Origin of the sequence: Pseudomonas paraveronii, from assembly GCF_963681955.1 — a bacterium.
Lineage (GTDB): Bacteria > Pseudomonadota > Gammaproteobacteria > Pseudomonadales > Pseudomonadaceae > Aquipseudomonas > Aquipseudomonas paraveronii.
Genome location: NZ_OY817130.1, coordinates 5745001 through 5769760, shown reverse-complemented (window position 1 = coordinate 5769760; position 24760 = coordinate 5745001). Strand labels below are relative to the sequence as shown.

The window sequence follows — 24760 nt, the reverse complement described above, 5'->3', positions numbered from 1 at the left end:
AGACGTGGATCATGGGTTTTCGCTGTCTGCTGGTTATCGGCTGTATGTGCTTTGCCTTGATGGCGGGGGCGGCGCCTGCGCCTGTCGCGGCGCAAGCGCAGCTCTCTGTGCCGCAACGCGAATGGCTGGCGCAGCACCCGGAATTGCGGGTGGGCCTGGTCTTGCAGGCGCCGTATGCGCAATACGATCGGCGCCTGCAGCGGTTGTCCGGGGCCAATGTCGAGTTGATGCAATGGCTGGCCAAGGCCCTGAACATCGAGCTGACGTGGCGCAACTTCCCCACTCAGGAGCAACTGGAAGCCGCCCTGCGCGACGGCGAGGTGGACATTGCCCCCGGTCTGCAGCAAACCCCGGCCGGTTTGCGCCTGTGGTTGTTCACCGACCCGTATATGCGCGTGCCCCAGCACATCGTCGGTGTGCGTGAGGGCGGCGGTGCGGTGGAGCTGGAAAAACTCGACGAGCATTCCCGCGTTGCCGTGCGCATGCCCAGCGCCGTGGCCGATTACCTGCGCAGCACTTATCCCGGCCTTAACGTGCAAGGCGTGCCCATCGAGCGTCAGGCCTTGCAGTTGCTGGTCAGCCAGCAGGCACGTTATGCCGTGGTGGATGAGGCGCAATTGAGCCGGTTGTCGGGCGAGGCTGAGTTTTCCGGGCTGGCGGTGGTCGGCGATATCGGCCTGCCGCAATTGCTGCGGGTGGCGACCCGCCGCGACTGGCCGGAACTGTCCGGCATCATGGAAAGCGCGTTGCGCGCCATCCCTGCCCGCGATCTGGACCAGTTGCACAACCGCTGGCTGCAACCCAAATACCCGCGTCTATCCGAGTCTCCCGGCCTGTGGCAAAACCTCAGCCTGCTGCTGGGGTTGTTGCTGCTCGCCAGCCTCGCGGTGGTGTTCTGGCAGCGTCGCCAGCAACGTGTGCTGGAACACAACCTGCTCGCCGCTCGCGAAGAAAGCGCTGCGCGCGCTGCCGGAGCCGAAGCGCTGCGCCTGACGCAGTTTTCCATCGATCAAAGTACCGTCGGCATCCTCTGGGTCAATTGGGACAGCCATGTGCGCTACGCCAACCTGGCGGCGGAAACCATGCTCGGCTACGGTCCCGGCGCGCTGATCGAGCGTCCACTGGCCGATTTCGACCCGAGCCTGAGCATGGACCGCTGGCTGAACCTATGGAAACGCGCGCGTAACAGTGAAGACGGCCCGCAGCACTTCGCCGCCGACTGTCTGCGCGCAGACGGCAGCATCCTGCCGGCCGAAGTGTCGTTGAGCTTTTTGCGGTTTGCCGAAGGCGAATACCTGGTGGTCTACCTCAATGACGTCACCGAGCGTCGCCGCTATGTGGCCGCGTTGCTGCAAAGCGAAGCGCAGTTGCGTGAGCTGTCGGCGCACCTGGAAACCGTGCGCGAAGAAGAAAAGGCGCGCATCGCCCGGGAAGTACACGACGAGCTTGGGCAAATGCTCACCGTGCTCAAGCTGGAAACCTCGATGTGCGAGCTGGCCTATGCGCAACTGGACCCCGGCCTGAACGAGCGCCTGAACAGCATGAAGCGCCTGATCGCCCAACTGTTTCAATTGGTGCGCGACGTGGCCACGGCGTTGCGCCCGCCGATTCTCGACGCGGGGATCGCCTCGGCGATCGAGTGGCAGGCGCGGCGCTTCGAAGCGCGCACGCAGATTCCCTGCCTGGTACAAGTCCCGGATAACCTGCCGGCCTTGAGCGATGCCAAGGCCATCGGCCTGTTCCGTATCCTGCAGGAGGCGCTGACCAATGTGATGCGCCATGCCCAGGCGCATACTGTTGAGTTGACCCTGGCGGTGGAGGGCAAGCAATTGCGGCTGACCATCAGCGACGACGGCGTCGGTTTCGTCGAGGCCCAGGGCCGCCCGGTGTCGTTTGGCCTGGTCGGCATGCGTGAGCGTGTGCTGATCATGGGCGGGCAGTTGAGCCTGGACAGCGAGCCGGGGGAGGGCACCACCCTGAGTGTGACGGTGCCGCTGGATGCATAACGATAAGAGGAAGCCCTTGTGATCCGTGTACTGGTAGCCGAAGACCACACCATCGTGCGTGAAGGCATCAAGCAATTGATCGGCCTGGCCAAAGACCTGCTGGTGGTGGGCGAGGCGGGCAATGGCGAGCAGTTGCTGGAGACCTTGCGGCATGTGCCTTGCGAGGTGGTGTTGCTGGATATCTCGATGCCCGGCGTCAACGGCCTGGAAGCCATTGCGCGGATTCGTGCGCTGAGCAACCCGCCGGCGATCCTGGTGCTGTCGATGCACGATGAAGCGCAGATGGCCGCGCGGGCCTTGAAGGTGGGTGCGGCCGGTTATGCCACCAAGGACAGCGACCCGGCCCTGCTCTTGATGGCGATTCGCAAGGTCGCGGCCGGTGGTCGTTATATCGACCCGGACCTGGCCGATCGCATGGTCTTCGAGGTCGGCCTGACCGATTCACGGCCCTTGCATTCGCTGCTGTCGGAGCGCGAGTTCTCGGTGTTCGAGCGCCTGGCCCAGGGCGCCAACGTCAACGACATCGCCCAGCAACTGGCATTGAGCAGCAAGACCATCAGCACCCACAAGGCGCGGCTGATGCAAAAGCTCAATATCACCTCCCTGGCCGAACTGGTGAAGTACGCCATGGAACACAAGCTGCTCTGACGACATACCTGTTTGCGACCCCCTTCAAAGCGCCAGTTGCCGGTTCTTGGCGCTTGCAGCCTGGCGCTCATAGTGGCGCTGTCCTATCCCCGCCATCGCTGTAGGGCGTTCCCTACCCCCAACCTTCCATCCGGCTGATGTGATTCTCTCCTGGCCCCCGATTTCCGGGGCCCCGTCCCTGGACTACGCTTGTGCCACAGCAGTCCAAAACACAAAGGTGCGGGTATGAGCGAGGTGGATTCAAATGATGTACTGGTCAGCTTTCGTGGCGTGCAGAAGAGCTACGACGGCGAGAACCTGATCGTCAAGGACCTCAACCTGGAGATTCGCAAGGGCGAGTTCCTCACCCTGCTAGGGCCATCGGGTTCGGGTAAGACCACCAGCCTGATGATGCTTGCCGGCTTCGAGACGCCGACCGCTGGCGAAATCCAGCTGGCCGGGCGCGCGATCAACAACGTGCCGCCGCACAAGCGCGATATCGGCATGGTGTTCCAGAACTACGCGTTGTTCCCGCACATGACCGTGGCCGAGAACCTGGCGTTTCCGCTGTCGGTGCGGGGGTTGAGCAAGACCGATGTCAGCGAGCGGGTCAAACGTGTGCTGAGCATGGTCCAGCTCGACGCCTTCGCCCAGCGCTACCCGGCGCAACTCTCCGGCGGCCAGCAACAGCGTGTGGCATTGGCCCGGGCGCTGGTGTTCGAACCACAGCTGGTGCTGATGGACGAACCCCTCGGCGCCCTCGACAAGCAACTGCGCGAACACATGCAGATGGAGATCAAGCACCTGCACCAACGCCTCGGCGTGACCGTGGTGTATGTGACCCACGATCAGGGCGAAGCCTTGACCATGTCGGACCGGGTGGCCGTGTTCCACCAGGGCGAGATCCAGCAGATCGCTGCGCCGCGCACCTTGTATGAAGAGCCGAAGAACACCTTCGTCGCCAACTTCATTGGCGAAAACAACCGCCTTAACGGTCGCCTGCACAGCCACACCGGCGACCGCTGCGTGGTGGAACTGGCGCGGGGCGAGAAAGTCGAGGCGCTGGCGGTGAACGTCGGCCAGATCGGCGGCCCGGTGACCTTGTCGGTGCGGCCTGAGCGCGTCAGCCTCAATGGCTCCAGCGAACGTTGCGTGAACCGCTTCTCCGGGCGAGTAGCGGAATTCGTTTACCTGGGCGACCACGTGCGCGTGCGCCTGGAAGTCTGCGGCATGACCGATTTTTTTGTGAAACAACCGATCGCCGAGCTGGACCCGGCACTGGCGGTCGGCGACGTGGTACCGATTGGCTGGCAAGTCGAGCACGTTCGCGCACTCGACCCACTTCTAGAGGCGAAATAATCGCCCCCATGGCTTCACCAACCCTGCACGTGGAGAGAACAACAATGTTGAGATCCCTTAAGTATTCCGCTCTGGCGATCGGTTTGATCGGCGCGACCCAGGCCATGGCCGGCCCGGACCTGACGGTCGTGTCCTTTGGTGGCGCGAACAAGGCAGCACAGGTCAAGGCTTTCTATGCACCGTGGGAAAGTGCGGGCAACGGCAAAATCGTCGCTGGCGAGTACAACGGTGAGATGGCCAAGGTCAAGGCCATGGTCGACACCAAGAGCGTGTCCTGGGACCTGGTGGAAGTGGAGTCGCCGGAACTGTCCCGCGGCTGCGACGAAGACATGTTCGAACCGTTGGACCCGAAACTGTTCGGCAACACCGCGGACTACGTGAAAGGCGCCATCCAGCCATGCGGCGTGGGCTTCTTCGTGTGGTCGACCGTGCTCGCCTACAACGCCGACAAGCTGAGCAGCGCGCCGACCAGTTGGGCGGATTTCTGGGACACCAAGAAATTCCCTGGCAAACGCGGCCTGCGCAAGGGCGCCAAGTACACCCTCGAATTCGCGTTGATGGCCGACGGCGTAGCGCCGAAGGATGTGTACAAAGTGCTGGCCGGCAAAGATGGCCAGGACCGTGCGTTCAAGAAGCTCGACGAACTCAAGCCGTCGATCCAGTGGTGGGAAGCCGGCGCGCAACCGCCGCAGTACCTCGCCTCGGGTGACGTAGTGATGAGCTCGGCCTACAACGGTCGCATCGCTGCCGTACAGAAAGAGAGCAACCTGAAAGTGGTCTGGAACGGTGGCATCTACGACTTCGACGCGTGGGCTATTCCAAAAGGCCTGGCCAAGGATCGTGCAGAAGCGGCGAAGAAGTTCATCGCCTTCTCGGTGCAGCCTCAGCAGCAGAAGATCTACTCGGAAAACATCGCTTACGGCCCGGCCAACACCCAAGCCGTACCGCTGCTGGCCAAAGACGTCTTGAAAGACATGCCGACCACGCCTGAGAACATTGCCAACCAGGTGCAGATCGATGTGAGCTTCTGGGCGGATAACGGCGAGCAACTCGAGCAGCGCTTCAATTCCTGGGCTGCCAAGTAACTCCATGTGGGAGGGGGCTTGCCCCCGATAGCGGTGTATCAGTTGATAGATGTACTGACTGACATTCCGCCATCGGGAGCAAGCTCCCTCCCACAGGGGATCTGCTGCGTTTGGCAGAGTGCATTCATTTTCAAGTTTCGGAGTTAGCCATGGCCATCGCCGTTCCCTCGACCGAGGTCAACAGCCCCACCCTCAAGCAGCGCCTGGCGCGTGCCGAGCGGCTTAATCGCTGGAAGGCGCAGGCCTTGATTGCGCCACTGGTGCTGTTTTTGCTGCTGGTGTTCCTGGTGCCGATCGTTGCGCTGCTATACAAAAGTGTCGGTAACCCGGAAGTCGTGGGCGGCTTGCCGCGCACGGTGGTGGCGGTGAAGACCTGGGACGGTCGCGGCTTGCCTGGCGAACCGGTGTACCAGGCGCTCAGCGAGGACCTCGGCGAAGCGCGCAAAAACCAGACCCTCGGCGATCTGTCCAAACGCTTGAACATGGAACTGGCCGGCTATCGCAGCCTGCTGACCAAAACCGCCCGTGCGCTGCCGTTTACCGAAGCGCCGGCCTCTTATAAAGAAGCGCTGGAAACCCTCGATGAACGCTGGGGCGACCCGGCGTACTGGCAGGCGATCCGACGCAATACCAGCAGCCTGACGCCGTACTACCTGCTGGCGGCGGTCGATCACCGCATCGACGACCTCGGCGAAGTGGCCCCGGCCACGCCGGACCAGGCGATCTACCTGGACATCTTCGCCCGCACCTTCTGGATGGGCTTGGTGATCACCGTTGTCTGTCTGCTGTTGGCGTATCCGCTGGCGTACCTGCTGGCGAACCTGCCGGCACGGCAAAGCAACCTGCTGATGATTCTGGTCCTGCTGCCGTTCTGGACCTCGATCCTGGTGCGCGTGGCGGCGTGGATCGTGCTGCTGCAGTCCGGCGGCCTGATCAACAGCGCGCTGATGGGCATGGGCCTGATCGATAAGCCGTTGGAACTGGTGTTCAACCGCACCGGGGTCTACATCTCCATGGTGCATATCCTGCTGCCGTTCATGATTTTGCCGATCTACAGCGTGATGAAAGGCATCTCGCCGACCTACATGCGTGCCGCGATTTCCCTGGGCTGTCACCCATTCGCCAGCTTCTGGCGTGTGTACTTCCCGCAAACCTACGCCGGTGTGGGCGCAGGCTGCCTGCTGGTGTTCATCCTGGCGATTGGTTACTACATCACCCCGGCCTTGCTGGGCAGCCCGAACGACCAGATGGTCAGCTACTTCGTGGCCTTCTACACCAACACCAGTATCAACTGGGGCATGGCGACAGCGCTGGGCGGCTTGCTGCTGCTGGCCACCGTGGTGCTGTACTTGATCTACAACCGGCTGGTGGGCGCCAGCCGCCTGCGCCTGAGCTAAGGAGACCTTGCGATGCTGAGCCCTTATATGTCGCCCGTGGAGCGGGTGTGGTTCTACAGCTTGCGGATCCTCTGCGGCTTGATCCTGCTGTTCCTGATTCTGCCCGTGCTGGTGATCATCCCGCTGTCGTTCAACAGCGGCAGTTTCCTGGTGTACCCGCTGCAAGGCTTCTCGCTGCACTGGTACCACGACTTCTTCGCCTCGGCCGAATGGATGCGTGCGCTCAAGAACAGCGTCATCGTCGCTCCGGCGGCCACCGTGCTGGCCATGGTGTTCGGCACGTTGGCGGCGATCGGCCTGACCCGTGGGCATTTCCCCGGCAAGGCGCTGGTGATGGCCCTGGTGATTTCGCCGATGGTGGTGCCGGTGGTGATCATCGGCGTGGCCAGTTACCTGTTCTTCGCGCCGCTGGGGCTGGGTAACAGTTTCTTCTCGCTGATCGTGGTCCACGCCGTGTTGGGCGTGCCGTTTGTGATCATCACGGTGTCCGCGACCTTGCAGGGGTTTAACCATAACCTGGTGCGGGCGGCGGCCAGCCTGGGGGCATCGCCGTTGACCGCGTTTCGCCGGGTGACCTTGCCGCTGATCGCGCCGGGGGTGATTTCCGGAGCGTTGTTCGCGTTTGCCACGTCGTTCGACGAAGTGGTGGTGACGCTGTTCCTCGCCGGCCCCGAGCAAGCGACCCTGCCGCGCCAGATGTTCAGCGGTATCCGCGAAAACCTCAGCCCGACGATTGCGGCAGCGGCGACCTTGCTGATTGCCTTTTCGGTGTTGCTGCTGCTGACCCTGGAATGGCTGCGCGGCCGTAGCGAAAAACTGCGCACCGCCCAGGTCTAAATGTGGGAGGGAGCTTGCTCCCTCCCACATGGGTACTGTGACCATTCAGCTGTTGAATGGAATACAACCGATCTCCTTCAGCTACTCTTGTGCCAGCCCACAATCAACAAGAGGCCGCGCACATGAGTACTTGCTCATTCAAGATCGCCCACAAACTGCTGACTGGCGCCGGTGCCATCGAACAACTGGCCACCGAGCTGACGCGGCTGGATATCGACAACCCGCTGATCGTCACCGACGCCGCGCTGGTCAAGTCCGGCACGGTGGCGCTGGCGCTGGCGCATTTGGGCGGGCGCGCCTACGAGATCTTTGACCGGGTGCTGCCCGACCCGGAAATCGCCATTGTCGAAGATTGCATGCGCGCCTACCGCGAAGGCGGGCACGACGGCCTGATCGGCCTGGGCGGCGGCAGTGCGATCGATATCGCCAAAAGCGTGGCGGCCTATGCCGGTTATCACGGCGCGCTGGCGGACCTGTTCGGTGTCGACCAGGTACCGCGCAAGGGCCCGCCGTTGATCGCCATTCCCACGACGGCCGGCACCGGCTCGGAAGTGACCAACGTCGCGATCCTCTCCGACAAGGTCGCACAACTGAAAAAGGGCATCGTCAGCGACTTCCTGCTGCCGGACGTCGCACTCATCAGCCCGCAGATGACCCTGACCTGCCCACGCAGCGTCACCGCCGCCAGTGGCGTGGATGCGCTGGTGCATGCCATCGAGTCCTACCTGTCGCTGAATGCCTCACCGATTACCGATGCCTTGGCCATCGGCGCGATCAAGCTGATTACCAAGGCGTTGCCCAAGGCTTACGCCAACCCGGCCAACTTGCAGGCCCGCGACCACATGGCCACCGCCAGCCTGATGGCCGGGATGGCGTTCGGTAACGCCGGGGTCGGGGCGGTGCATGCGTTGGCCTACCCGCTGGGCGGGCGCTTCAATATCGCCCATGGCGTGAGCAATGCGCTGTTGCTGCCGTATGTCATGCACTGGAACAAGCTGGCGTGTGTCGAACGCATGCAGGACATTGCCCAGGCCATGGGCGTGAATATCGCTGGCCTGAGCGTCAACGCTGCCGCCGACCAGGCGGTCGAGGCGATGACGCGGCTGTGTGCCGACGTGGAGATCCCTTCGGGCCTGCGCAGTTTCGGCATCCCCGAAGACGCCCTCGCGGGCATGGCCACGGAAGCGGCGGGTATCGAGCGCCTGATGCGCAACAATCCGCGCCGGCTCAGCGCCGCCGATATCGAGAAAATCTATCGGGCAGCGTACTAGCCGTTGAGTTAGGTCACGGTGCGCAGGGCAAAGCATGAGGTATACAATGCGCGCCATCGTGATTTAGCTCAAAAAAGGTGCGTCATGCAGCCCTTCGTTATCGCTCCATCGATTCTCTCCGCCGACTTCGCCCGCCTCGGTGAGGAAGTGGACAAGGTGTTGGCCGCCGGTGCCGACTTCGTCCACTTCGACGTCATGGACAACCACTACGTCCCGAACCTGACTATCGGCCCGATGGTTTGCGCGGCGTTGCGCAAGTACGGCGTCACCGCGCCGATCGACGCGCACCTGATGGTCAGCCCGGTGGACCGCATCGTCGGTGACTTCATTGAGGCCGGCGCGACGTACATCACCTTCCACCCGGAAGCCTCGCTGCACGTCGACCGTACCCTGCAACTGATCCGCGAAGGCGGCTGCAAGGCGGGCCTGGTGTTCAACCCGGCCACCCCGCTGGACGTGCTCAAGTACGTGATGGACAAGGTCGACATGGTGTTGCTGATGAGCGTCAACCCAGGTTTCGGCGGGCAGAAGTTCATCCCCGGCACCCTCGACAAGCTGCGCGAAGCCCGCGCGCTGATCGATGCTTCGGGGCGTGACATCCGCCTGGAAATCGACGGTGGGGTCAACGTCAACAACATCCGCGAAATCGCTGCTGCCGGTGCCGACACCTTTGTGGCCGGCTCGGCGATCTTCAATGCGCCGGACTACCACGAAGTCATCGCCAAGATGCGCGCAGAACTGGCGCTGGCGCGTCCATGAGTGGCTTTGAGCGGCTGTTCCCCGGCAAACTGCCACGGCTGGTGATGTTCGATCTGGACGGTACGTTGATCGATTCGGTGCCGGACCTGGCGGCGGCGGTGGACGAGATGCTGCTCAAACTGGGGCGCAAGCCGGTCGGCATCGAGTCGGTGCGTGAATGGGTCGGCAATGGCGCGCAGGTACTGGTACGCCGCGCGCTGGCGAACCACATTGACGCCGAGGGTGTCGATGATGTCGAGGCCGAACACGCCCTGGAGTTGTTCAATGCGGCCTATGAAGACCACCACGAACTGACCGTGGTGTACCCCGGTGTGCGCGACACCCTCAAATGGCTGAGCAAGCAGGGCGTGGAAATGGCCCTGATCACCAACAAGCCGGAGCGCTTCGTCGCGCCGCTGTTGGACCAGCTGAAAATCGGCCGTTACTTCCGCTGGATCATCGGTGGCGATACGTTGCCGCAGAAGAAGCCCGACCCGGCGGCGCTGTTCTTTGTGATGAAAATGGCCAATATCCCGGCGTCCGAGTCGCTGTTTGTCGGGGATTCGCGCAGTGATGTGCTCGCGGCCAAAGCGGCGGGCGTGCAGTGCGTCGCCTTGAGTTACGGCTATAACCACGGTCGGCCGATCGCCGAAGAGTCGCCCTCGCTGGTGATTGATGACCTGCGCCGGCTAATCCCCGGTTGCTTGGGAGCTGGCGCTGAGATAACGTTGCCGGACACCGATCCGTCCCCCTCTGGAAGTGCCATCGTGGTAGTCACTCGCAAACTCTGGATGAAAGTCATCAAGGCCCTGGCCCGCTGGCGTTGGCGCGCCTGACTGATCCTCGCCGCGCGTTGCGGCACGTTTGCATACCTGACCGTTAGACCCTCATGCCACGAGGCACCTCATGATCCGCGAAGAATTCCTGCGTTTGGCCGCTGCCGGCTATAACCGTATCCCCCTGGCCTGCGAAACCCTGGCCGACTTCGATACGCCGCTGTCGATCTACCTGAAGCTGGCCGACGAGCCCAACTCGTACTTGCTCGAATCGGTACAGGGCGGCGAGAAGTGGGGCCGTTACTCGATCATCGGCCTGCCATGCCGCACGGTCATGCGGGTGTACGACCATCACGTCAGCATCACCCATGACGGCGTCGAGATCGAAAGCCATGACGTCGAAGACCCGCTGGCCTTCGTCGAAACCTTCAAGGCGCGCTACAACGTGCCGACCATCCCTGGGCTGCCGCGTTTCAATGGCGGCCTGGTCGGGTATTTCGGCTACGACTGCGTGCGTTATGTGGAAAAACGCCTGGGCAAATGCCCGAACCCCGATCCACTGGGCGTTCCGGACATTCTGCTGATGGTCTCCGACGCCGTGGTGGTGTTCGACAACCTTGCCGGCAAGATGCACGCGATCGTGCTCGCCGACCCATCCCAGGCCGACGCTTTCGAGCAAGGCCTGGCCAGCCTCGAAGCCCTGCTGGAAAAACTGCGCCAGCCGATCACCCCGCGTCGCGGTCTGGACCTGCGCCGTCCGCCGGCGGCCGACCCGGTGTTCCGCTCCAGCTTTACCCAGGATGACTACGAGCGGGCGGTCGATACCATCAAGGAATACATCCTGGCTGGCGACTGCATGCAGGTGGTGCCGTCGCAACGCATGTCCATCGACTTCAAGGCCGCGCCGATCGACCTGTACCGCGCGCTGCGTTGCTTCAATCCGACGCCGTACATGTACTTCTTCAACTTCGGCGACTTCCACGTCGTCGGCAGTTCGCCGGAAGTGCTGGTGCGCGTCGAAGACAACCTGATCACCGTGCGCCCGATTGCCGGCACTCGCCCGCGTGGCGCGACCGAGGAAGCGGACCTGGCGCTGGAAGAAGACCTGCTCAGCGATGACAAGGAAATCGCCGAGCACCTCATGCTGATCGACCTGGGCCGCAATGACACCGGGCGCGTCTCGGAAATCGGCTCGGTGAAGTTGACGGAGAAGATGGTCATCGAGCGCTATTCCAACGTGATGCACATCGTCTCCAACGTCACCGGCGAGTTGAAGGCCGGCCTGACCGCGATGGACGCGCTGCGGGCGATTCTGCCAGCGGGCACCTTGTCGGGCGCGCCGAAGATTCGGGCGATGGAGATCATCGACGAGTTGGAGCCGGTCAAGCGCGGTGTTTACGGCGGCGCCGTGGGCTATTTCGCCTGGAACGGCAACATGGACACCGCCATTGCGATTCGCACGGCGGTGATCAAGGACGGGGAGCTGCATGTGCAGGCCGGTGGCGGGATCGTCGCCGACTCGGTGCCGGCCCTCGAATGGGAAGAAACCCTGAACAAGCGCCGCGCCATGTTCCGTGCAGTGGCGTTGGCTGAACAGACCCCCCAGGGCTAAGAATTCTTGAGGTTTCCCCCATGTTGCTGATGATTGATAACTACGATTCCTTTACCTACAACGTTGTGCAGTACCTGGGCGAACTCGGTGCCGAGGTCAAGGTGGTGCGCAACGACGAACTGACCGTCGCCGAAATCGCCGCGCTGAACCCGGAGCGCATCGTGGTTTCGCCTGGCCCGTGTACGCCGACCGAAGCGGGCGTGTCCCTTGAAGCCATCAAGTATTTCGCCGGCAAGCTGCCGATCCTCGGTGTGTGCCTGGGCCACCAGTCCATCGGCCAGGCGTTTGGCGGTGAGGTGGTGCGGGCGCGCCAAGTGATGCATGGCAAGACCAGCCCGGTGTTCCATAACAACCTTGGCGTGTTCGAAGGCCTCAAGCTGCCGGTCACCGTGACGCGCTACCACTCGCTGGTGGTCAAGCGCGAAACCCTGCCCGACTGCCTGGAGCTGACCGCCTGGACCCAACTGGAAGACGGCTCGGTCGACGAGATCATGGGCCTGCGCCACAAGACACTGAATATCGAAGGGGTACAGTTTCACCCCGAGTCGATCCTGACCGAGCAGGGCTACGAGCTGTTCGCCAACTTTCTCAAGCAGAGCGGCGGCACGCGCTAAGGACTTTTCATGGATATCAAGACTGCCCTGAGCCGTATCGTCGGCCATCTGGACCTGAGCACCGCGGAAATGAGCGATGTGATGCGTGAGATCATGACCGGTCAATGCACCGACGCGCAGATCGGCGCGTTCATGATGGCGATGCGCATGAAGAGCGAGAGCATCGACGAAATCGTCGGCGCCGTGTCGGTGATGCGTGAGCTGGCAGACAAGGTCGAGCTCAAGACCCTCGACGGCGTGGTCGATGTGGTCGGCACCGGCGGCGACGGTGCGAATATTTTCAACGTGTCCACGGCGGCGTCCTTCGTGGTCGCGGCGGCGGGCTGCACCGTGGCCAAGCACGGCAACCGAGCGGTGTCCGGCAAAAGCGGCAGCGCGGATCTGCTCGAAGCGGCCGGGATCTACCTGAACCTGACACCCGTCCAAGTGGCGCGCTGCATCGACAACGTGGGCATCGGCTTCATGTTTGCCCAGTCCCACCACGGCGCGATGAAACACGCAGCCGGCCCGCGCAAGGATCTCGGCCTGCGTACCCTGTTCAATATGCTCGGCCCGCTTACGAATCCGGCCGGTGTGAAGCATCAGGTGGTGGGCGTGTTCAGCCTAGCCCTGTGCCGGCCGTTGGCAGAAGTGTTGCAGCGCATGGGCAGCAAGCATGTGCTGGTAGTGCATTCGAAAGACGGCCTGGACGAATTCAGCCTGGCGGCACCGACCTTTGTGGCGGAGCTGAAGAATGATCAGATCACCGAATATTGGGTCGAGCCCGAAGACCTCGGCATGAAGAGCCAGAGCCTGCACGGCCTGGCGGTGGAAAGCCCGGCGGCCTCCCTGGCGCTGATTCAGGACGCCTTGGGGCGTCGCAAGACCGAAAACGGCCAGAAAGCCGCAGAAATGATTGTGCTCAATGCCGGCGCGGCGCTCTATGCCGCCGATCACGCCTATAGTCTTAAAGAAGGCGTGGCCCTTGCGCATGATGCATTGCACACCGGCCTTGCCCGCGAGAAGCTCGAAGAGCTGGGAGCCTTTACTGCGGTGTTCAAGATGGAGAATGAAGGATGAGTGTGCCGACCGTTCTGGAAAAGATCCTGGCCCGCAAAGCCGAAGAAGTCGCTGAACGGCGTGCCCGCGTGAGCCTGGCCGAGTTGGAAAGCCAGGCGAAAATCGCCGATGCGCCGCGTGGCTTCGCCAAGGCCTTGATCGCCCAGGCCAAGCTCAAGCAGCCGGCCGTCATCGCTGAAATCAAGAAGGCCTCGCCGAGCAAAGGCGTGATCCGCGAAAAATTCGTACCGGCGGACATCGCTGTCAGCTATGAGAAAGGCGGGGCGACGTGCCTCTCGGTGCTGACCGATATCGATTTCTTCCAGGGCTCCGACCTGTTCCTGCAACAGGCCCGTGCGGCGTGCAAGTTGCCGGTGATCCGCAAGGACTTCATGATCGATCCGTACCAGATCGTTGAAGCCCGCGCCCTGGGCGCCGACTGCGTGCTGCTGATCGTCTCTGCGCTGGATGACGTGAAGATGGCCGAACTGGCGGCCGTGGCCAAAAGCGTCGGCCTGGATGTGCTGGTGGAAGTTCACGACGGCGATGAATTGGAACGTGCGCTGAAAACCCTCGACACGCCGTTGGTGGGAGTCAACAACCGTAACCTGCACACCTTCGAAGTCAGCCTGGAAAATACCCTCGACCTGCTGCCGCGTATCCCGCGCGACCGTCTGGTGATTACCGAAAGTGGCATCGTCAACCGCGCCGACGTGGAGCTGATGGAAATCAGCGAGGTGTATTCGTTCCTGGTGGGCGAGACCTTTATGCGCGCTGAGAACCCGGGCGCGGAACTGCAACGCCTGTTCTTCCCGGAGCGCGGTGTGGCGGTCAGCGGTTCGACCCTGGATTGACTTGAAATACGCTCAAAATGTGGGAGGGGGCTTGCCCCCGATAGCGGAGTGTCAGTCAGATGCATTTATCAACTGATACACCGCCATCGGGGGCAAGCCCCCTCCCACATTCACATTGGGTTTTGTGTTTATTCAGCGAGGTAGGTGTTCGATGATCCAGCCAGTGTCGATGAGCGTCGAAGCCGGGCTTGCTGCCGAGCAGGCCTTATTGGCTGAAGTGTGCGCGGGTGAGCGGGCGTTTGGCTTGCTGTTCTGGCAACCCAGCGACCAGGCATTGGTGATGCCGCGTCGTTTGAGCCGCTTGCCGGCGTTCGAGCTGGCTAGCCAGGTGTCGGCGCAGGCCGGTTGGCCGGTGCTGTTGCGCGAAACCGGCGGCGAACCGGTGCCGCAGTCGAGCGCCACGGTGAATATCGCCCTGGTCTACGCACCGCCGCGCAGCGAAGGCGATCAGGCGCGCATCGAAACCGGCTACCTGCGTTTGTGCCAGCCGATCTGCGACCTGCTGCTCGAATTGGGCGGCGATGCCTCCGTCGGCGAAATCGACGGCGCGTTCTGCGACGGTCGCTACAACGTCAACCTCAATGGCCGCAAAATGGTCGGCACCGCCCAGCGCTGGCGCCAAAGCGGTGGCCGTCCGGTGGGGTTGGTACACGGAGCCTTGTTGCTGGACAACGACCGCGAAGAACTGATCGCGGCGGTCAATCGTTTCAATCAAGCCTGCGGCCTGGAACAGCGCGTTCGCGCCGACAGCCATATCGCCCTGCACGAAGCCTTCCCCGCGCCGGATGCGATCAGCCGGCTGGATACTTTGTACCGGCAGATGCTGGCCGGCTTCCTGCCGGTTTAACGGGTGCCGAACACCACCATCGTCTTGCCTTTGACGTCTACCAGGTTGCGTTCTTCCAGATCCTTGAGCACGCGACCGACCATCTCCCGTGAACAACCGACAATGCGCCCGATCTCCTGGCGCGTGACTTTGATCTGCATGCCATCCGGGTGAGTCATGGCGTCGGGCTGTTTGCACAACTCCAGCAGGCAACGGGCCACGCGGCCGGTGACATCAAAGAATGCCAGGTCGCCGACTTTGCGTGTGGTGTCCCGCAGGCGCTGGGCAATCTGGCCGCTCAGTGCGTAGAGGATGTCGGGATCGTGCTGGGTCAGTTCACGAAACTTCGCGTAACTGATCTCGGCGACTTCGCTCTCGACTTTGGTCCGCACCCAGGCGCTGCGCTTCTGCTCTTTGCCGGCTTGTTCAAATAACCCCAGTTCCCCGAAGAAATCGCCGGTATTGAGGTAGGCAATGATCATCTCGCGGCCGTCTTCATCCTCGATCAGGATCGTGACCGAGCCCTTGATAATGAAGAACAGTGTTTCGGAGCGTTCGCCTGCGCAGATGATGTTGTGCTTGGCCGGGTACCGACGACTCTGGCAATGCGTCAGCAGTCTGTCGAGATTCTTGATCTTGGGTATGGGAGTAAAAGCAACCATGGTTGTATCCCGAAAAAGACTGCACAGGGTGATTGGACTTGTTTTTATCTAGATGTATCTACATTGATACACGTTGTACAAAGGATGGCAATGCGCCATTCATTTGGCGCCAGCTTACCAGACACATTGTGACTCTATTAACCGATTTACCGGGGCACCCTGACGATTGATGACGTTGCGCGGAAAAGCTGCCGGCCGCGGGCCTTGTGCTAAGCTGGCGACCCTTTTTTAGCAGTGGAGTCTGGGCGATGAAGGCACGCATCCAATGGGCGGGCGAAGCCATGTTCCTCGGTGAGTCGGGCAGTGGCCATGTTGTGGTCATGGACGGTCCGCCGGAAGCCGGTGGCCGCAACCTGGGCGTACGCCCGATGGAAATGCTCCTGCTTGGTGTAGGCGGTTGCAGCAATTTCGACGTGGTCAGCATCCTGAAAAAATCCCGTCAGGCCGTGGAAAGCTGCGAAGCCTTCCTCGAAGCCGAGCGTGCGACTGAAGATCCCAAAGTGTTCACCAAGATCCACATGCATTTCGTGGTCAAGGGCCGGGCGCTGAAAGAAGCCCAGGTCAAGCGCGCCATCGAGCTGTCGGCCGAGAAGTATTGCTCGGCGTCGATCATGCTTGGCGCGGCGGGTGTCGCGATTACCCATGATTACGAAATCATTGAGTTGGGCTGATACAGGGATTCGCCGGCAATAAAAGACAGGGCGCTTCGATAGCGCCCTTTTTTGCGGCTTAGATGCGGTAGGTGCTTTTGGTCATGACCTTGGCCATCAGGCTCATGCCAAACCTCACCGGTGCCGGGAAGCGGAAACCACCGGCATCCAGTGCGCTTTCTGCGTGGTGTTCTTCGTCGACGCGCATCTGCTCAAGAATCGCCCGGGACTTTTCGTCTCCGGCCGGTAACTGTTCCAGGTGCTCATCCAGGTGCTTGCACACTTGTTGTTCCGTAGCGGCGACAAAACCCAGGCTGACTTTGTCGCTGATCAAACCGGCCGCGGCGCCAATCCCGAACGACAGGCCATAGAACAGCGGGTTCAGCACGCTGGGATGGCTGCCCAATTGGCGGATACGTTGCTCGCACCAGGCCAGGTGGTCGATTTCTTCCTCGGCGGCATGCTCCATTGCCGCGCGCACTTGCGGCAGCTTGGCGGTCAGCGCCTGGCCCTGATACAGCGCCTGGGCACAGACTTCACCGGTATGGTTGATGCGCATCAGGCCAGCGACGTGGCGGGTGTCGGTCTCGTTCATCTGCGCATCGGGCTGCACGATGGCGGGCGACGGACGATACGGCTGGCCGCTGAATGGCAACAGCGTGCGCATGGCCGTGTCGGCTTGCAGCAACAGACGGTCAATCGGCGAGTAGTGACGTTGGGTAGTCATGCTGACCTCCGGGAAGAATCTCGGCGGCCAGTTTACCGCAAGAGAGGGCGAAGCGTTTGCGCTGAGTCAAGGGCATGGGGTCGCGTGCCGGGGCCGGCGACCCGTGTGTCAGGCGTATCAGCCCGGCGGCCAGTTCATCTGGCGCTGACCCAGCACATGCATATGGATGTGGTAAACGGTCTGTCCACCTTCTTCATTGCAGTTCATCACCACACGGAAGCCCTTCTCGCAGCCCAGTTCCAGCGCGAGGCGCTGGGCGGTGAACAGGATATGCCCGGCCAAGGTTTTGTCGTCCTCGGTCAGGTCGTTCAGGGTGCGGATCGGTTTTTTCGGGATAACCAGAAAATGTACCGGCGCTTGTGGGGCGATATCGTGGAACGCCAGGACCTGGTCATCTTCATAGATGATCTTCGCGGGTATTTCTCTGTTGATGATCTTGGTGAACAGAGTATCCAAAGCTGTTTCTCCATTGTGAATGTGCAGGGTGAGTGTACTCAGGCCGTCAGCGCGGGCAATAGGCCTTGTTGATCGCGCCGGCGATCTTGCGTGTCAGCCAGCGTGGGCTCAAGCGCGGGCTGAAAGCCAGCCAGCGATTGCGGCGGCCGGGGATGATGATGGCTTTGTTCTTTTCCAGGGCGCGCACGGTGTAGAGCGCCACTTCTTCCGGGCTCATCAAGTGCGCGCTGCGCTCGAGCTTGGCGGTGTCCATTTGTGCCGTGCCGAAGAACGCCGTGCGCGTCGGGCCGGGGCACAATACCGAGACCTTGATGCCGCAGGTTTTCAATTCTTCGCGCAAGCCTTCGGAGAAGTGCAGTACATAGGCCTTGCTGGCGTAGTAACTGCTCATCCATGGGCCGGGTTGGAATGCGGCGATCGAGGCGACATTCAGGATCTGCCCGCCGCCATGCAGGGCCATGGCATTGCCGAGGGCGTGACACATACGGGTCAGTGCGAGGATGTTGACTTCGATCAGGTCCTGCTCGGTCATCCAGTCCTGGGCCAGGAACGGCCCGCTGGTGCCCATGCCTGCGCAGTTGATCAGCAAGTCGATCTGCCGCTCGCCTTCCTCAAGTTCCAGCAGGAACCCGGACAAACGCAGCGGTTCGCCCAGGTCGCAGGCACGGAACAGCACCTCGACGCCGAAGCGTTGCGTCAATTCGATTGCAATGCTTTCCAACTGATCACGCTGGCGGGCCACCAGAATCAAGCTGCGGCCACGCCGGGCCAGCGCTTCGGCCAAGGCCAGGCCGATGCCGCTGGAGGCACCGGTGATCAGAGCGTAACGGGTCATGCCTTTCTCCATCGCAACGCCGCCGGGCCTGTGACAGAGGCATCACAGGCGGCGGGCGTTTCTTCACTGTTCTGGAGAGTCTACAGGTTCGGCCGCGTCGTCAGCACTTTGCACGTCTTCTTCATCGACGATCACGCTTTGATCGACCTCGTCATCCGAGGTGATGGAGCTGCTTTCGTAGCTGCTGTCGACATTGCTTTCGAGTTGGTCCAGGTAGCCGTTCATCCCCAAAGCCATCACGATGATGAGCATTAACGGAATAAACGCCAGCCACAGGGAGGCCAGGACTTTCACCGCCGTGGAGTTGCGCGGTGGCGGCGCGCCATACTGGTTGGCGCCGGTGTTGCCCGGCAAGACCAGCAGCAGCAGCGGAAAAATGCTGTTCACCAGTGGCACCAGGTTCAGCAGGTACAGCCAGCCCGACCAGCCCAGGTCGTGCAGACGCTGCACGCCGATTTGCACGCTGACCCAGACAATCGCCACGAACAGCGCAAAGCCCAGCAGCGAACCCAGAATGATGCCCGCCGTCGGCGAAGCGGTCGCCACGGCGAAGCCAGCAGTGGCGAGGATGCCCGAGGCAACGAGCATCGCGACGGTGAGTACCAGCGTCCAGGCCAGGTAACGCAGGCGCCCGATGCGGCCATGGATCGTGAAAACCTTGAGCTCGGCATACTCCGGCAAGTCGTCGCCCACTGCCGCGCGCGGTGGTGCATACGGGGAGGCGGCAGGGCGGGCGGAGGACTCTGTCTCGTGGGTTTCGTCGAGGCTGAAGGCCACGGGCTGTTCGGCTTCGATACGTGCGTCGACCCCGGCGTTCTTCAGCGCGGTGAGGTAGGTGTCGGCATCGGGGCGCGACAGGTCGCGTTTGAGGGCAACGGGGCGGCCGGTAAAGAGCTTCTCGATGGCCTCAACGTCGCTTTTGAACAATTCGGCGAGATTCAGTTTAGCGGTGGTGCTTTCGACACCCGGGAGCAAGGCTCCATCAAACACAATCTTGAAACGGTTGTCGCTCATGCGGGCATCCTTGTCACGTTACTGGGGGAGGGGGGGGCAGGCCCGCGTCACAGCGGCGGGGCCGGCAAGTGTATCAGCGCGGCCAGCGCAATTGTGTCGCCTTCTCACGGGCTTCGCGGTATTCGGCATCCAGGCGGGCAACGAGTTCATCGACGCCGGGTAAATCATCGATCTCGCCGACGCCCTGGCCCGCGGACCATACCGTTTTCCAGGCCTTGGCCTCGTCGCTCAACGGCTTGAGCTTGGAGCCGAAATTGACTTCGCCTTTGCCTTGCAGGGCGGCGAGGTCGAAGCCGGCGTTTTCCAGGCTTTGGCGCATAAAGCTGGCGGGCACGCCAGAGACCGCGGCAGTGTGCACGATGTCGACGGCGCGCGATGTGAGCAGCATCTCTTTATACGCATCCGGCGCGTGGCTTTCGGTGGTGCCGATAAAGCGTGTGCCGAGATACGCGAGGTCTGCGCCGAGCAACTGGGCGGCAAGGATCTCGTGCCCGTGGTTGAGGCAGCCGGCCAGCAGCAGGGTTTTATCGAAGAACTGGCGAATCTCGGCGATCAGCGCGAACGGGCTCCAGGTGCCGGCATGGCCACCGGCGCCGGCGGCCACGGCGATCAGACCGTCCACCCCGGCTTCGGCGGCTTTCTCGGCGTGACGCCGCGTGGTGACGTCGTGAAAAACCAGGCCGCCATAGCTGTGTACGGCATCGACCAACGCCTTCACCGCCCCCAGGCTGGTGATGACGATCGGCACCTTGTGCTCCACGCAGATCGCCAGGTCAGCCTCCAGCCGTGGGTTGCTGTTATGGACGATGAGGTTGACGGCATAGGGCGCGGGGTTGTCCATCTGCTCCAGGCCCGCTTCGATTTCCTCCAGCCAGGCCTTGAAACCACTGCTTTCGCGCTGGTTCAGCGCCGGGAAGCTCCCGACCACGCCATTGCGGCAGCACGCCAGGACCAATTGCGGGTTGGAAATCAGGAACATCGGCGCAGCCACGACAGGCAGGCGCAGACGTTGTTCAAGCAAAGCGGGCAGCGACATTGGAGGTACCCCGAGTCATTGAAGTCAGAACGGTTTGACCACGACCAAAATTACGATAGCCAGCAATATCAGAACCGGGACTTCATTGAACCAGCGATAAAAGACATGGCTGCGGGTGTTTTCGCCACGGGCGAAGCGTTTTACCTGCGCGCCGCACATATGGTGGTAACCGATCAGCAGAACGACCAGGGTCAGCTTGACGTGGAGCCAGGCGCCGATATGAAAGAGGCCGGGGTTGAGGGCGATCATCCAGATGCCGAAGACCAGCGTGGCAAGCATCGACGGGCCCATGATGCCGCGATACAGCTTGCGCTCCATCACGCTGAAACGCTCCTTGCTCACGGTGTCCTCGCTTTGTGCGTGGTAGACGAACAGGCGCGGCAGGTAGAACAGCCCGGCAAACCAGCACACGATGGCGACGATATGAAAGGCTTTGACCCATAGATAGAGCATTTTTAGTTATTCCCAGGTTCACGGTAACCGACGATAGTAGTGGCTCATGCGTCCTTACGTCACGTTGGCGGTTGTCGCAGAACGATGCGGCCCCTATTATCGACCACTTTCCAGTGGGTTCGTTGAGGGCAGGTTTATGGTCAAGGTCGGTATCGTCGGCGGCACGGGTTACACCGGTGTCGAATTGCTGCGTCTGTTGGCACAGCATCCGCAAGCTGAGGTGGTGGTCATCACTTCCCGATCCGAGGCCGGTCTGGCTGTGGCCGATATGTATCCGAACCTGCGAGGCCATTACGACGGCCTGGCGTTCAGCGTGCCGGACATCAAGACCCTCGGCGCCTGTGACGTGGTGTTCTTTGCCACGCCCCACGGCGTTGCCCATGCGCTGGCCGGTGAACTGCTGGCCGCCGGCACCAAGGTCATCGATCTGTCGGCGGACTTCCGTCTGCAGGACGCCGACGAGTGGGCCAAATGGTACGGCCAACCACACGGTGCGCCGCAGCTGTTGGAAGAGGCGGTGTATGGCCTGCCGGAAGTCAATCGTGAGCAGATCAAGCAAGCGCGCCTGATCGCCGTGCCGGGCTGCTATCCGACCGCGACGCAGCTGGGTTTCCTGCCATTGCTCGAAGCCGGGCTGGCGGATACTTCGCGCTTGATCGCGGACTGCAAGTCGGGTGTCAGCGGCGCCGGTCGTGGGGCCGCAGTGGGGTCGCTGTACTCCGAGACGTCGGAAAGCATGAAGGCCTATGCGGTAAAAGGGCACCGCCATCTGCCGGAAATCCGCCAGGGGTTGCGTCGCGCCGCCGGTAAGGACGTGGGGCTGACCTTCGTGCCGCACCTGACCCCGATGATCCGTGGCATTCACTCGACGCTGTACGCGACCGTGGTGGATCGCTCGGTCGATCTGCAGGCGCTGTTTGAAAAGCGCTACGCCAACGAGCCGTTCGTCGATGTGATGCCGGCCGGCAGTCATCCGGAAACCCGCAGCGTGCGCGGCGCCAATGTGTGCCGGATTGCCGTGCATCGTCCGCAGGACGGTGACCTGGTGGTGGTGCTGTCGGTGATCGATAATCTGGTCAAGGGCGCGTCGGGCCAGGCGGTGCAGAACATGAACATCCTGTTCGGCCTGGATGAGAAGCTGGGCTTGTCCCACGCAGGCATGCTGCCTTAAGGGCAGCTGTAGGCTTCAAGTTGTAAGCCGCATGCTTGGCGCTGGCGACTTGAAGCTCGCCGCTGCTCCCATAATAGTTGACCGCTTTTCTAGGAGAAGCGGATAATGCCGACCATTACGCATATGGCGGCGGTACGCCGGGAGATTATCAGCATGAGCGTTGAATCCTTCACCCCCACGGCTTTGCAATTCACCCACGGTGCTGCGCACAAGGTGAAGAGCCTGGTCGATGAAGAGGGTAATGATCGCTTGAAGCTGCGCGTATTTGTTACGGGCGGCGGTTGTTCAGGGTTTCAGTACGGTTTTACCTTCGATGAAGAAGTGGCCGATGACGACACCATCGTTGAGCGCGAGGGCGTGAGCCTGGTTGTGGACCCAATGAGTTTCCAATACTTGGCAGGCGCCGAGGTGGATTACCAGGAAGGTCTGGAGGGTTCGCGTTTCGTGATCAAGAACCCTAATGCCACCACTACGTGTGGTTGCGGGTCTTCGTTCTCGATCTGATCGGTCGCGGACACAAAAACGCCGCTTGGCTTTGATCGGCCAAGCGGCGTTTTGCTGTCTGCGGATTATGGGGGGCAGTCAGGCGGGGTAGATCGCGCCCAGGATTCGCAGCCCGCGCGCGCCGGTGACGCTGGGGCGGTTGGCGGCGATGCCTTCCAGGCAGCAATGGGCCAGCCAGGCGAAGGCCATGGCTTCGACCCAGTCTGGATCTACGCCGCAGGTGGCGGTGCTGCTGACCTGGGTCGATGGCAACAGCGCGGCCAGGCGCTTCATCAGTGTGGCGTTATGGGCGCCGCCGCCGCAGACCAGCAGGGTCTCTGTGTGGGGTTGGGCGGTTTGCAGGGACTCGACGATGGTCAGCGCCGTCAGTTCGAGCAGCGTGGCCTGGATGTCCTGAGGGGCGAAAGCGGGCAGGCGCGCCAGGTGCTGTTGCAGCCATTCCAGGTTGAACACTTCGCGCCCGGTACTTTTCGGGCCTTTGGTCGAGAAGAAGGGGTCGCCGAGCAGCGCGTTGAGCAGTCGAGGTTCAACTTTACCGCTGGCAGCCCACAGGCCATCGTGATCAAAGTGTTCACCGCGCTGTTGGTGAATCCAGGCATCCAGCAAGACATTGCCCGGGCCGCAGTCGAAGCCGGCTACGGGCTTGTCGGTCTCGATCAGACTGAGGTTGCTGAAACCTCCGACATTCAATACCGCACGATTCCCGCTGCGCTCGTCAAACAGTGCTTCATGAAAAGCTGGCACCAAGGGCGCACCCTGGCCACCCGCGGCAACGTCGCGGCTGCGGAAGTCGCTGACCACAGTGATTCCAGTCAGCTCGGTGAGCAGGGCGGGATTGCCGATCTGTACGGTGAAGCCGCGTGCCGGTTCATGGCGGATCGTCTGCCCATGGCTGCCGATCGCGCGAATGTCCTGGGGCTTGAGGTTGTGCTGGTCCAGCAGGGCATGGATGCCCTGGGCGGCGAGTGCAACCCAGTGCTGCTGGGCAATGGCTGAGCGGGCGATCTCATCCGGGCCGCTGGCGCACAGGCCGAGCAGTTCCCCGCGCAGGCTGTCAGGCATGGGGATGTAGTGAGTGGCGATCAGCTTGATCGCCACGTCGTGTTCGATCAGGGCGATATCCAGGCCATCGAGGCTGGTCCCTGACATCACGCCTATATAGAGCGGCATACCTTAACGTTTCGCCGAAGCCAGCAGGGTGGAGCGCTCCTGGTCCATGCGCGCCATCAGCGGTTGGCTTTGTTGCATGAAGCGTGCGCGTTCGGCCTTGGCGATCGGGTCGGCCATCGGCAGCTTCTGGCCCAATGGATCGACGTGTACGCCATTGACCTGGAACTCATAGTGCAAGTGTGGGCCGGTGGACAGGCCGGTGGTGCCGATGTAGCCGATCACCTGGCCCTGCTTCACGTTGCCGCCAGTCTGTACGCCCTTGGCGAACCCTTGCATGTGGCCATACAGCGTGCGGTAGGTATTGCCGTGCTGGATGATCACCGTGTTGCCGTAACCACCGCGACGTCCGGCCAGCAGTACCTTGCCGTCACCTGCCGCTTTGATGGGCGTACCGCGCGGAGCGGCATAGTCGACGCCTTTGTGGGCGCGGATTTTGTTCAGAATTGGGTGCTTGCGACCCATGGAAAAACGCGAGCTAATGCGGGCGAAATCCACAGGTGTACGGATAAAGGCCTTGCGCATGCTGTTGCCATCAGCGGTGTAGTAGCTGCTGTTGCCTTGTTTGTTGGTGTAGCGCACTGCGGTGTAGGTCTTGCCGCGGTTGGTAAACCGCGCGGAGAGGATGTTGCCGGTGCCGACCACTTTACCGTTGGCGACCTTCTGCTCGTAGATCACATCGAATTCGTCACCCTGGCGGATGTCCTGGGCGAAGTCGATGTCGTAGCCAAACACGCTGGCCATGTCCATGGTCATGCTGTGGGACAAGCCAGCACGGGCGGCCGATTGCGACAGCGAGCTGTTGATCACGCCGTGTACATAGGCGGAACGCATCACTGGTTTGGTGGTGATGCGATTGAACGCGAAGCCCTTGGCGCCCTTGGTCAGGGTGATGCTTTCCAGGTCGCTGAGGTTGCTGTGCAGGTTGTTCAACTGGCCGTCGGGGGTCAGTTCGAACTCGAGTTTTTGACCGCGCTTGAGCTGGGTGAATTGCTTGGCTTGTTTATCGCTGGCCAAGACCTCATTAACAGTGGCGGCAGGCAGG

At 61.9% G+C, this 24760-nt stretch carries 26 protein-coding genes (1 of these 26 cut by a window edge); 17 read left to right on the top strand and 9 right to left on the bottom strand.

Going from position 1 to position 24760, the window contains the following annotated elements; all coding sequences use genetic code 11:
• Positions 1-11: 11 nt before the first annotated feature.
• From U5A08_RS26805 to U5A08_RS26740, 14 genes are all read left to right on the top strand, one after another.
• Complete coding sequence (locus U5A08_RS26805; RefSeq protein ID WP_321849196.1) at positions 12-2006, top strand: sensor histidine kinase; 1995 nt, start codon at positions 12-14, stop codon at positions 2004-2006.
• 18 nt (positions 2007-2024) lie between these two features.
• Positions 2025-2654, top strand: a complete 630-nt coding sequence (locus tag U5A08_RS26800; protein ID WP_017847801.1) for a response regulator — start codon at positions 2025-2027, stop codon at positions 2652-2654.
• A gap of 225 nt (positions 2655-2879) precedes the next feature.
• A complete protein-coding gene (locus tag U5A08_RS26795; protein WP_253399630.1) occupies positions 2880-3992 on the top strand; it encodes an ABC transporter ATP-binding protein in 1113 nt (370 codons plus the stop codon).
• Positions 3993-4036: 44 nt separating this feature from the next.
• Positions 4037-5077 carry an ABC transporter substrate-binding protein gene (locus tag U5A08_RS26790; protein ID WP_253399628.1) on the top strand — a complete coding sequence of 347 codons (1041 nt, stop codon included), beginning with the start codon at positions 4037-4039 and terminating at the stop codon, positions 5075-5077.
• Between the two features lie 149 nt (positions 5078-5226).
• A complete protein-coding gene (locus U5A08_RS26785; RefSeq protein ID WP_247401713.1) occupies positions 5227-6474 on the top strand; it encodes an ABC transporter permease in 1248 nt (415 codons plus the stop codon).
• A 12-nt stretch (positions 6475-6486) separates the two neighbouring features.
• Entirely contained in the window at positions 6487-7311 is an 825-nt protein-coding gene (locus U5A08_RS26780; RefSeq protein ID WP_253399620.1) for an ABC transporter permease, read from the top strand.
• 122 nt (positions 7312-7433) lie between these two features.
• Positions 7434-8582 (top strand): iron-containing alcohol dehydrogenase, encoded by a 1149-nt coding sequence (locus tag U5A08_RS26775; RefSeq protein ID WP_321849194.1) that lies wholly within the window; start codon positions 7434-7436, stop codon positions 8580-8582.
• Positions 8583-8666: 84 nt separating this feature from the next.
• Positions 8667-9341, top strand: coding sequence for a ribulose-phosphate 3-epimerase (gene rpe / locus U5A08_RS26770; RefSeq protein ID WP_321849191.1), 675 nt, complete (start codon positions 8667-8669; stop codon positions 9339-9341).
• On the top strand, positions 9338-10156 hold the full coding sequence (locus U5A08_RS26765; RefSeq protein WP_321849190.1) for a phosphoglycolate phosphatase: 819 nt from the start codon (positions 9338-9340) through the stop codon (positions 10154-10156). The genes rpe and U5A08_RS26765 overlap by 4 nt, the downstream gene beginning before the upstream one ends.
• Before the next feature lie 70 nt (positions 10157-10226).
• Positions 10227-11708 carry an anthranilate synthase component I gene (gene trpE, locus U5A08_RS26760; protein ID WP_247401718.1) on the top strand — a complete coding sequence of 494 codons (1482 nt, stop codon included), beginning with the start codon at positions 10227-10229 and terminating at the stop codon, positions 11706-11708.
• Positions 11709-11728: 20 nt separating this feature from the next.
• Positions 11729-12322: an aminodeoxychorismate/anthranilate synthase component II gene (locus tag U5A08_RS26755; RefSeq protein WP_253399604.1), complete on the top strand. Its 594-nt coding sequence runs from the start codon at positions 11729-11731 to the stop codon at positions 12320-12322.
• 9 nt (positions 12323-12331) lie between these two features.
• Positions 12332-13381, top strand: coding sequence for an anthranilate phosphoribosyltransferase (gene trpD / locus U5A08_RS26750; protein ID WP_247401722.1), 1050 nt, complete (start codon positions 12332-12334; stop codon positions 13379-13381).
• Entirely contained in the window at positions 13378-14214 is an 837-nt protein-coding gene (gene trpC / locus U5A08_RS26745; protein ID WP_253399601.1) for an indole-3-glycerol phosphate synthase TrpC, read from the top strand. The genes trpD and trpC overlap by 4 nt, the downstream gene beginning before the upstream one ends.
• Before the next feature lie 151 nt (positions 14215-14365).
• Positions 14366-15061 carry a lipoate--protein ligase family protein gene (locus U5A08_RS26740; protein ID WP_253399599.1) on the top strand — a complete coding sequence of 232 codons (696 nt, stop codon included), beginning with the start codon at positions 14366-14368 and terminating at the stop codon, positions 15059-15061.
• On the opposite strand, the gene crp is transcribed toward U5A08_RS26740, so the two are convergent.
• Positions 15058-15702, bottom strand: a complete 645-nt coding sequence (gene crp, locus U5A08_RS26735) for a cAMP-activated global transcriptional regulator CRP (protein WP_321849186.1) — start codon at positions 15700-15702, stop codon at positions 15058-15060. The two genes, U5A08_RS26740 and crp, sit on opposite strands and share 4 nt — an antisense overlap.
• A 248-nt stretch (positions 15703-15950) precedes the next feature.
• Here crp and U5A08_RS26730 point away from each other — a divergent pair, with 248 nt between their 5' ends.
• Positions 15951-16373, top strand: a complete 423-nt coding sequence (locus tag U5A08_RS26730; protein WP_005792019.1) for an OsmC family protein — start codon at positions 15951-15953, stop codon at positions 16371-16373.
• Between the two features lie 58 nt (positions 16374-16431).
• On the opposite strand, the gene coq7 is transcribed toward U5A08_RS26730, so the two are convergent.
• The 6 genes from coq7 to hemJ all read right to left on the bottom strand — a co-directional run bounded on the left by coq7 (position 16432) and on the right by hemJ (position 20873).
• Entirely contained in the window at positions 16432-17079 is a 648-nt protein-coding gene (gene coq7, locus U5A08_RS26725) for a 2-polyprenyl-3-methyl-6-methoxy-1,4-benzoquinone monooxygenase (protein WP_253399591.1), read from the bottom strand.
• Positions 17080-17196: 117 nt separating this feature from the next.
• Complete coding sequence (locus U5A08_RS26720) at positions 17197-17535, bottom strand: histidine triad nucleotide-binding protein (RefSeq protein ID WP_010568016.1); 339 nt, start codon at positions 17533-17535, stop codon at positions 17197-17199.
• A 46-nt stretch (positions 17536-17581) separates the two neighbouring features.
• The gene (locus U5A08_RS26715; RefSeq protein WP_247406554.1) at positions 17582-18370 is read right to left on the bottom strand and encodes an SDR family NAD(P)-dependent oxidoreductase; all 789 of its coding nucleotides are present in this window, start codon (positions 18368-18370) and stop codon (positions 17582-17584) included.
• A gap of 63 nt (positions 18371-18433) precedes the next feature.
• Positions 18434-19384 (bottom strand): DUF805 domain-containing protein, encoded by a 951-nt coding sequence (locus tag U5A08_RS26710; protein WP_321849181.1) that lies wholly within the window; start codon positions 19382-19384, stop codon positions 18434-18436.
• A 73-nt stretch (positions 19385-19457) separates the two neighbouring features.
• Entirely contained in the window at positions 19458-20420 is a 963-nt protein-coding gene (locus U5A08_RS26705) for an NAD(P)H-dependent flavin oxidoreductase (RefSeq protein ID WP_321849180.1), read from the bottom strand.
• A gap of 24 nt (positions 20421-20444) precedes the next feature.
• The gene (gene hemJ / locus U5A08_RS26700; RefSeq protein ID WP_321849179.1) at positions 20445-20873 is read right to left on the bottom strand and encodes a protoporphyrinogen oxidase HemJ; all 429 of its coding nucleotides are present in this window, start codon (positions 20871-20873) and stop codon (positions 20445-20447) included.
• A gap of 136 nt (positions 20874-21009) precedes the next feature.
• Between hemJ and argC the strand changes: the two genes are divergently transcribed.
• Positions 21010-22044 carry an N-acetyl-gamma-glutamyl-phosphate reductase gene (gene argC, locus U5A08_RS26695; protein WP_247405766.1) on the top strand — a complete coding sequence of 345 codons (1035 nt, stop codon included), beginning with the start codon at positions 21010-21012 and terminating at the stop codon, positions 22042-22044.
• A 153-nt stretch (positions 22045-22197) separates the two neighbouring features.
• The gene (gene erpA, locus U5A08_RS26690) at positions 22198-22548 is read left to right on the top strand and encodes an iron-sulfur cluster insertion protein ErpA (RefSeq protein ID WP_007906865.1); all 351 of its coding nucleotides are present in this window, start codon (positions 22198-22200) and stop codon (positions 22546-22548) included.
• A gap of 78 nt (positions 22549-22626) precedes the next feature.
• Here the strand turns inward: erpA and U5A08_RS26685 are convergent, their stop codons facing one another.
• Both U5A08_RS26685 and U5A08_RS26680 read right to left on the bottom strand, forming a co-directional pair.
• A complete protein-coding gene (locus U5A08_RS26685; protein WP_321849177.1) occupies positions 22627-23718 on the bottom strand; it encodes an anhydro-N-acetylmuramic acid kinase in 1092 nt (363 codons plus the stop codon).
• A gap of 3 nt (positions 23719-23721) precedes the next feature.
• On the bottom strand, positions 23722-24760 hold the 3' portion of the coding sequence (locus tag U5A08_RS26680) for a peptidoglycan DD-metalloendopeptidase family protein (RefSeq protein ID WP_321849176.1). The gene runs 380 nt beyond the window's last position; only the last 1039 of its 1419 coding nucleotides appear in the window; the start codon falls outside the window, past its right edge — the gene reads right to left on this strand; the stop codon is at positions 23722-23724.

Bases quoted from the DNA above. Each gene is read 5' to 3' on its own strand.
- U5A08_RS26685 (WP_321849177.1), bottom strand. From the start codon at position 23,718: ATGCCGCTCTATATAGGCGTGATGTCAGGGACCAGCCTCGATGGCCTG.
- U5A08_RS26755 (WP_253399604.1), top strand. From the start codon at position 11,729: ATGTTGCTGATGATTGATAACTACGATTCCTTTACCTACAACGTTGTG.
- argC (WP_247405766.1), top strand. From the start codon at position 21,010: ATGGTCAAGGTCGGTATCGTCGGCGGCACGGGTTACACCGGTGTCGAA.
- U5A08_RS26805 (WP_321849196.1), top strand. From the start codon at position 12: ATGGGTTTTCGCTGTCTGCTGGTTATCGGCTGTATGTGCTTTGCCTTG.
- U5A08_RS26790 (WP_253399628.1), top strand. From the start codon at position 4,037: ATGTTGAGATCCCTTAAGTATTCCGCTCTGGCGATCGGTTTGATCGGC.
- crp (WP_321849186.1), bottom strand. From the start codon at position 15,702: ATGGTTGCTTTTACTCCCATACCCAAGATCAAGAATCTCGACAGACTG.
- U5A08_RS26765 (WP_321849190.1), top strand. From the start codon at position 9,338: ATGAGTGGCTTTGAGCGGCTGTTCCCCGGCAAACTGCCACGGCTGGTG.
- hemJ (WP_321849179.1), bottom strand. From the start codon at position 20,873: ATGCTCTATCTATGGGTCAAAGCCTTTCATATCGTCGCCATCGTGTGC.
- trpD (WP_247401722.1), top strand. From the start codon at position 12,332: ATGGATATCAAGACTGCCCTGAGCCGTATCGTCGGCCATCTGGACCTG.
- U5A08_RS26715 (WP_247406554.1), bottom strand. From the start codon at position 18,370: ATGACCCGTTACGCTCTGATCACCGGTGCCTCCAGCGGCATCGGCCTG.
- U5A08_RS26730 (WP_005792019.1), top strand. From the start codon at position 15,951: ATGAAGGCACGCATCCAATGGGCGGGCGAAGCCATGTTCCTCGGTGAG.
- U5A08_RS26775 (WP_321849194.1), top strand. From the start codon at position 7,434: ATGAGTACTTGCTCATTCAAGATCGCCCACAAACTGCTGACTGGCGCC.
- U5A08_RS26705 (WP_321849180.1), bottom strand. From the start codon at position 20,420: ATGTCGCTGCCCGCTTTGCTTGAACAACGTCTGCGCCTGCCTGTCGTG.
- U5A08_RS26795 (WP_253399630.1), top strand. From the start codon at position 2,880: ATGAGCGAGGTGGATTCAAATGATGTACTGGTCAGCTTTCGTGGCGTG.
- U5A08_RS26740 (WP_253399599.1), top strand. From the start codon at position 14,366: ATGATCCAGCCAGTGTCGATGAGCGTCGAAGCCGGGCTTGCTGCCGAG.
- trpE (WP_247401718.1), top strand. From the start codon at position 10,227: ATGATCCGCGAAGAATTCCTGCGTTTGGCCGCTGCCGGCTATAACCGT.
- coq7 (WP_253399591.1), bottom strand. From the start codon at position 17,079: ATGACTACCCAACGTCACTACTCGCCGATTGACCGTCTGTTGCTGCAA.
- U5A08_RS26785 (WP_247401713.1), top strand. From the start codon at position 5,227: ATGGCCATCGCCGTTCCCTCGACCGAGGTCAACAGCCCCACCCTCAAG.
- trpC (WP_253399601.1), top strand. From the start codon at position 13,378: ATGAGTGTGCCGACCGTTCTGGAAAAGATCCTGGCCCGCAAAGCCGAA.
- erpA (WP_007906865.1), top strand. From the start codon at position 22,198: ATGAGCGTTGAATCCTTCACCCCCACGGCTTTGCAATTCACCCACGGT.
- rpe (WP_321849191.1), top strand. From the start codon at position 8,667: ATGCAGCCCTTCGTTATCGCTCCATCGATTCTCTCCGCCGACTTCGCC.
- U5A08_RS26780 (WP_253399620.1), top strand. From the start codon at position 6,487: ATGCTGAGCCCTTATATGTCGCCCGTGGAGCGGGTGTGGTTCTACAGC.
- U5A08_RS26710 (WP_321849181.1), bottom strand. From the start codon at position 19,384: ATGAGCGACAACCGTTTCAAGATTGTGTTTGATGGAGCCTTGCTCCCG.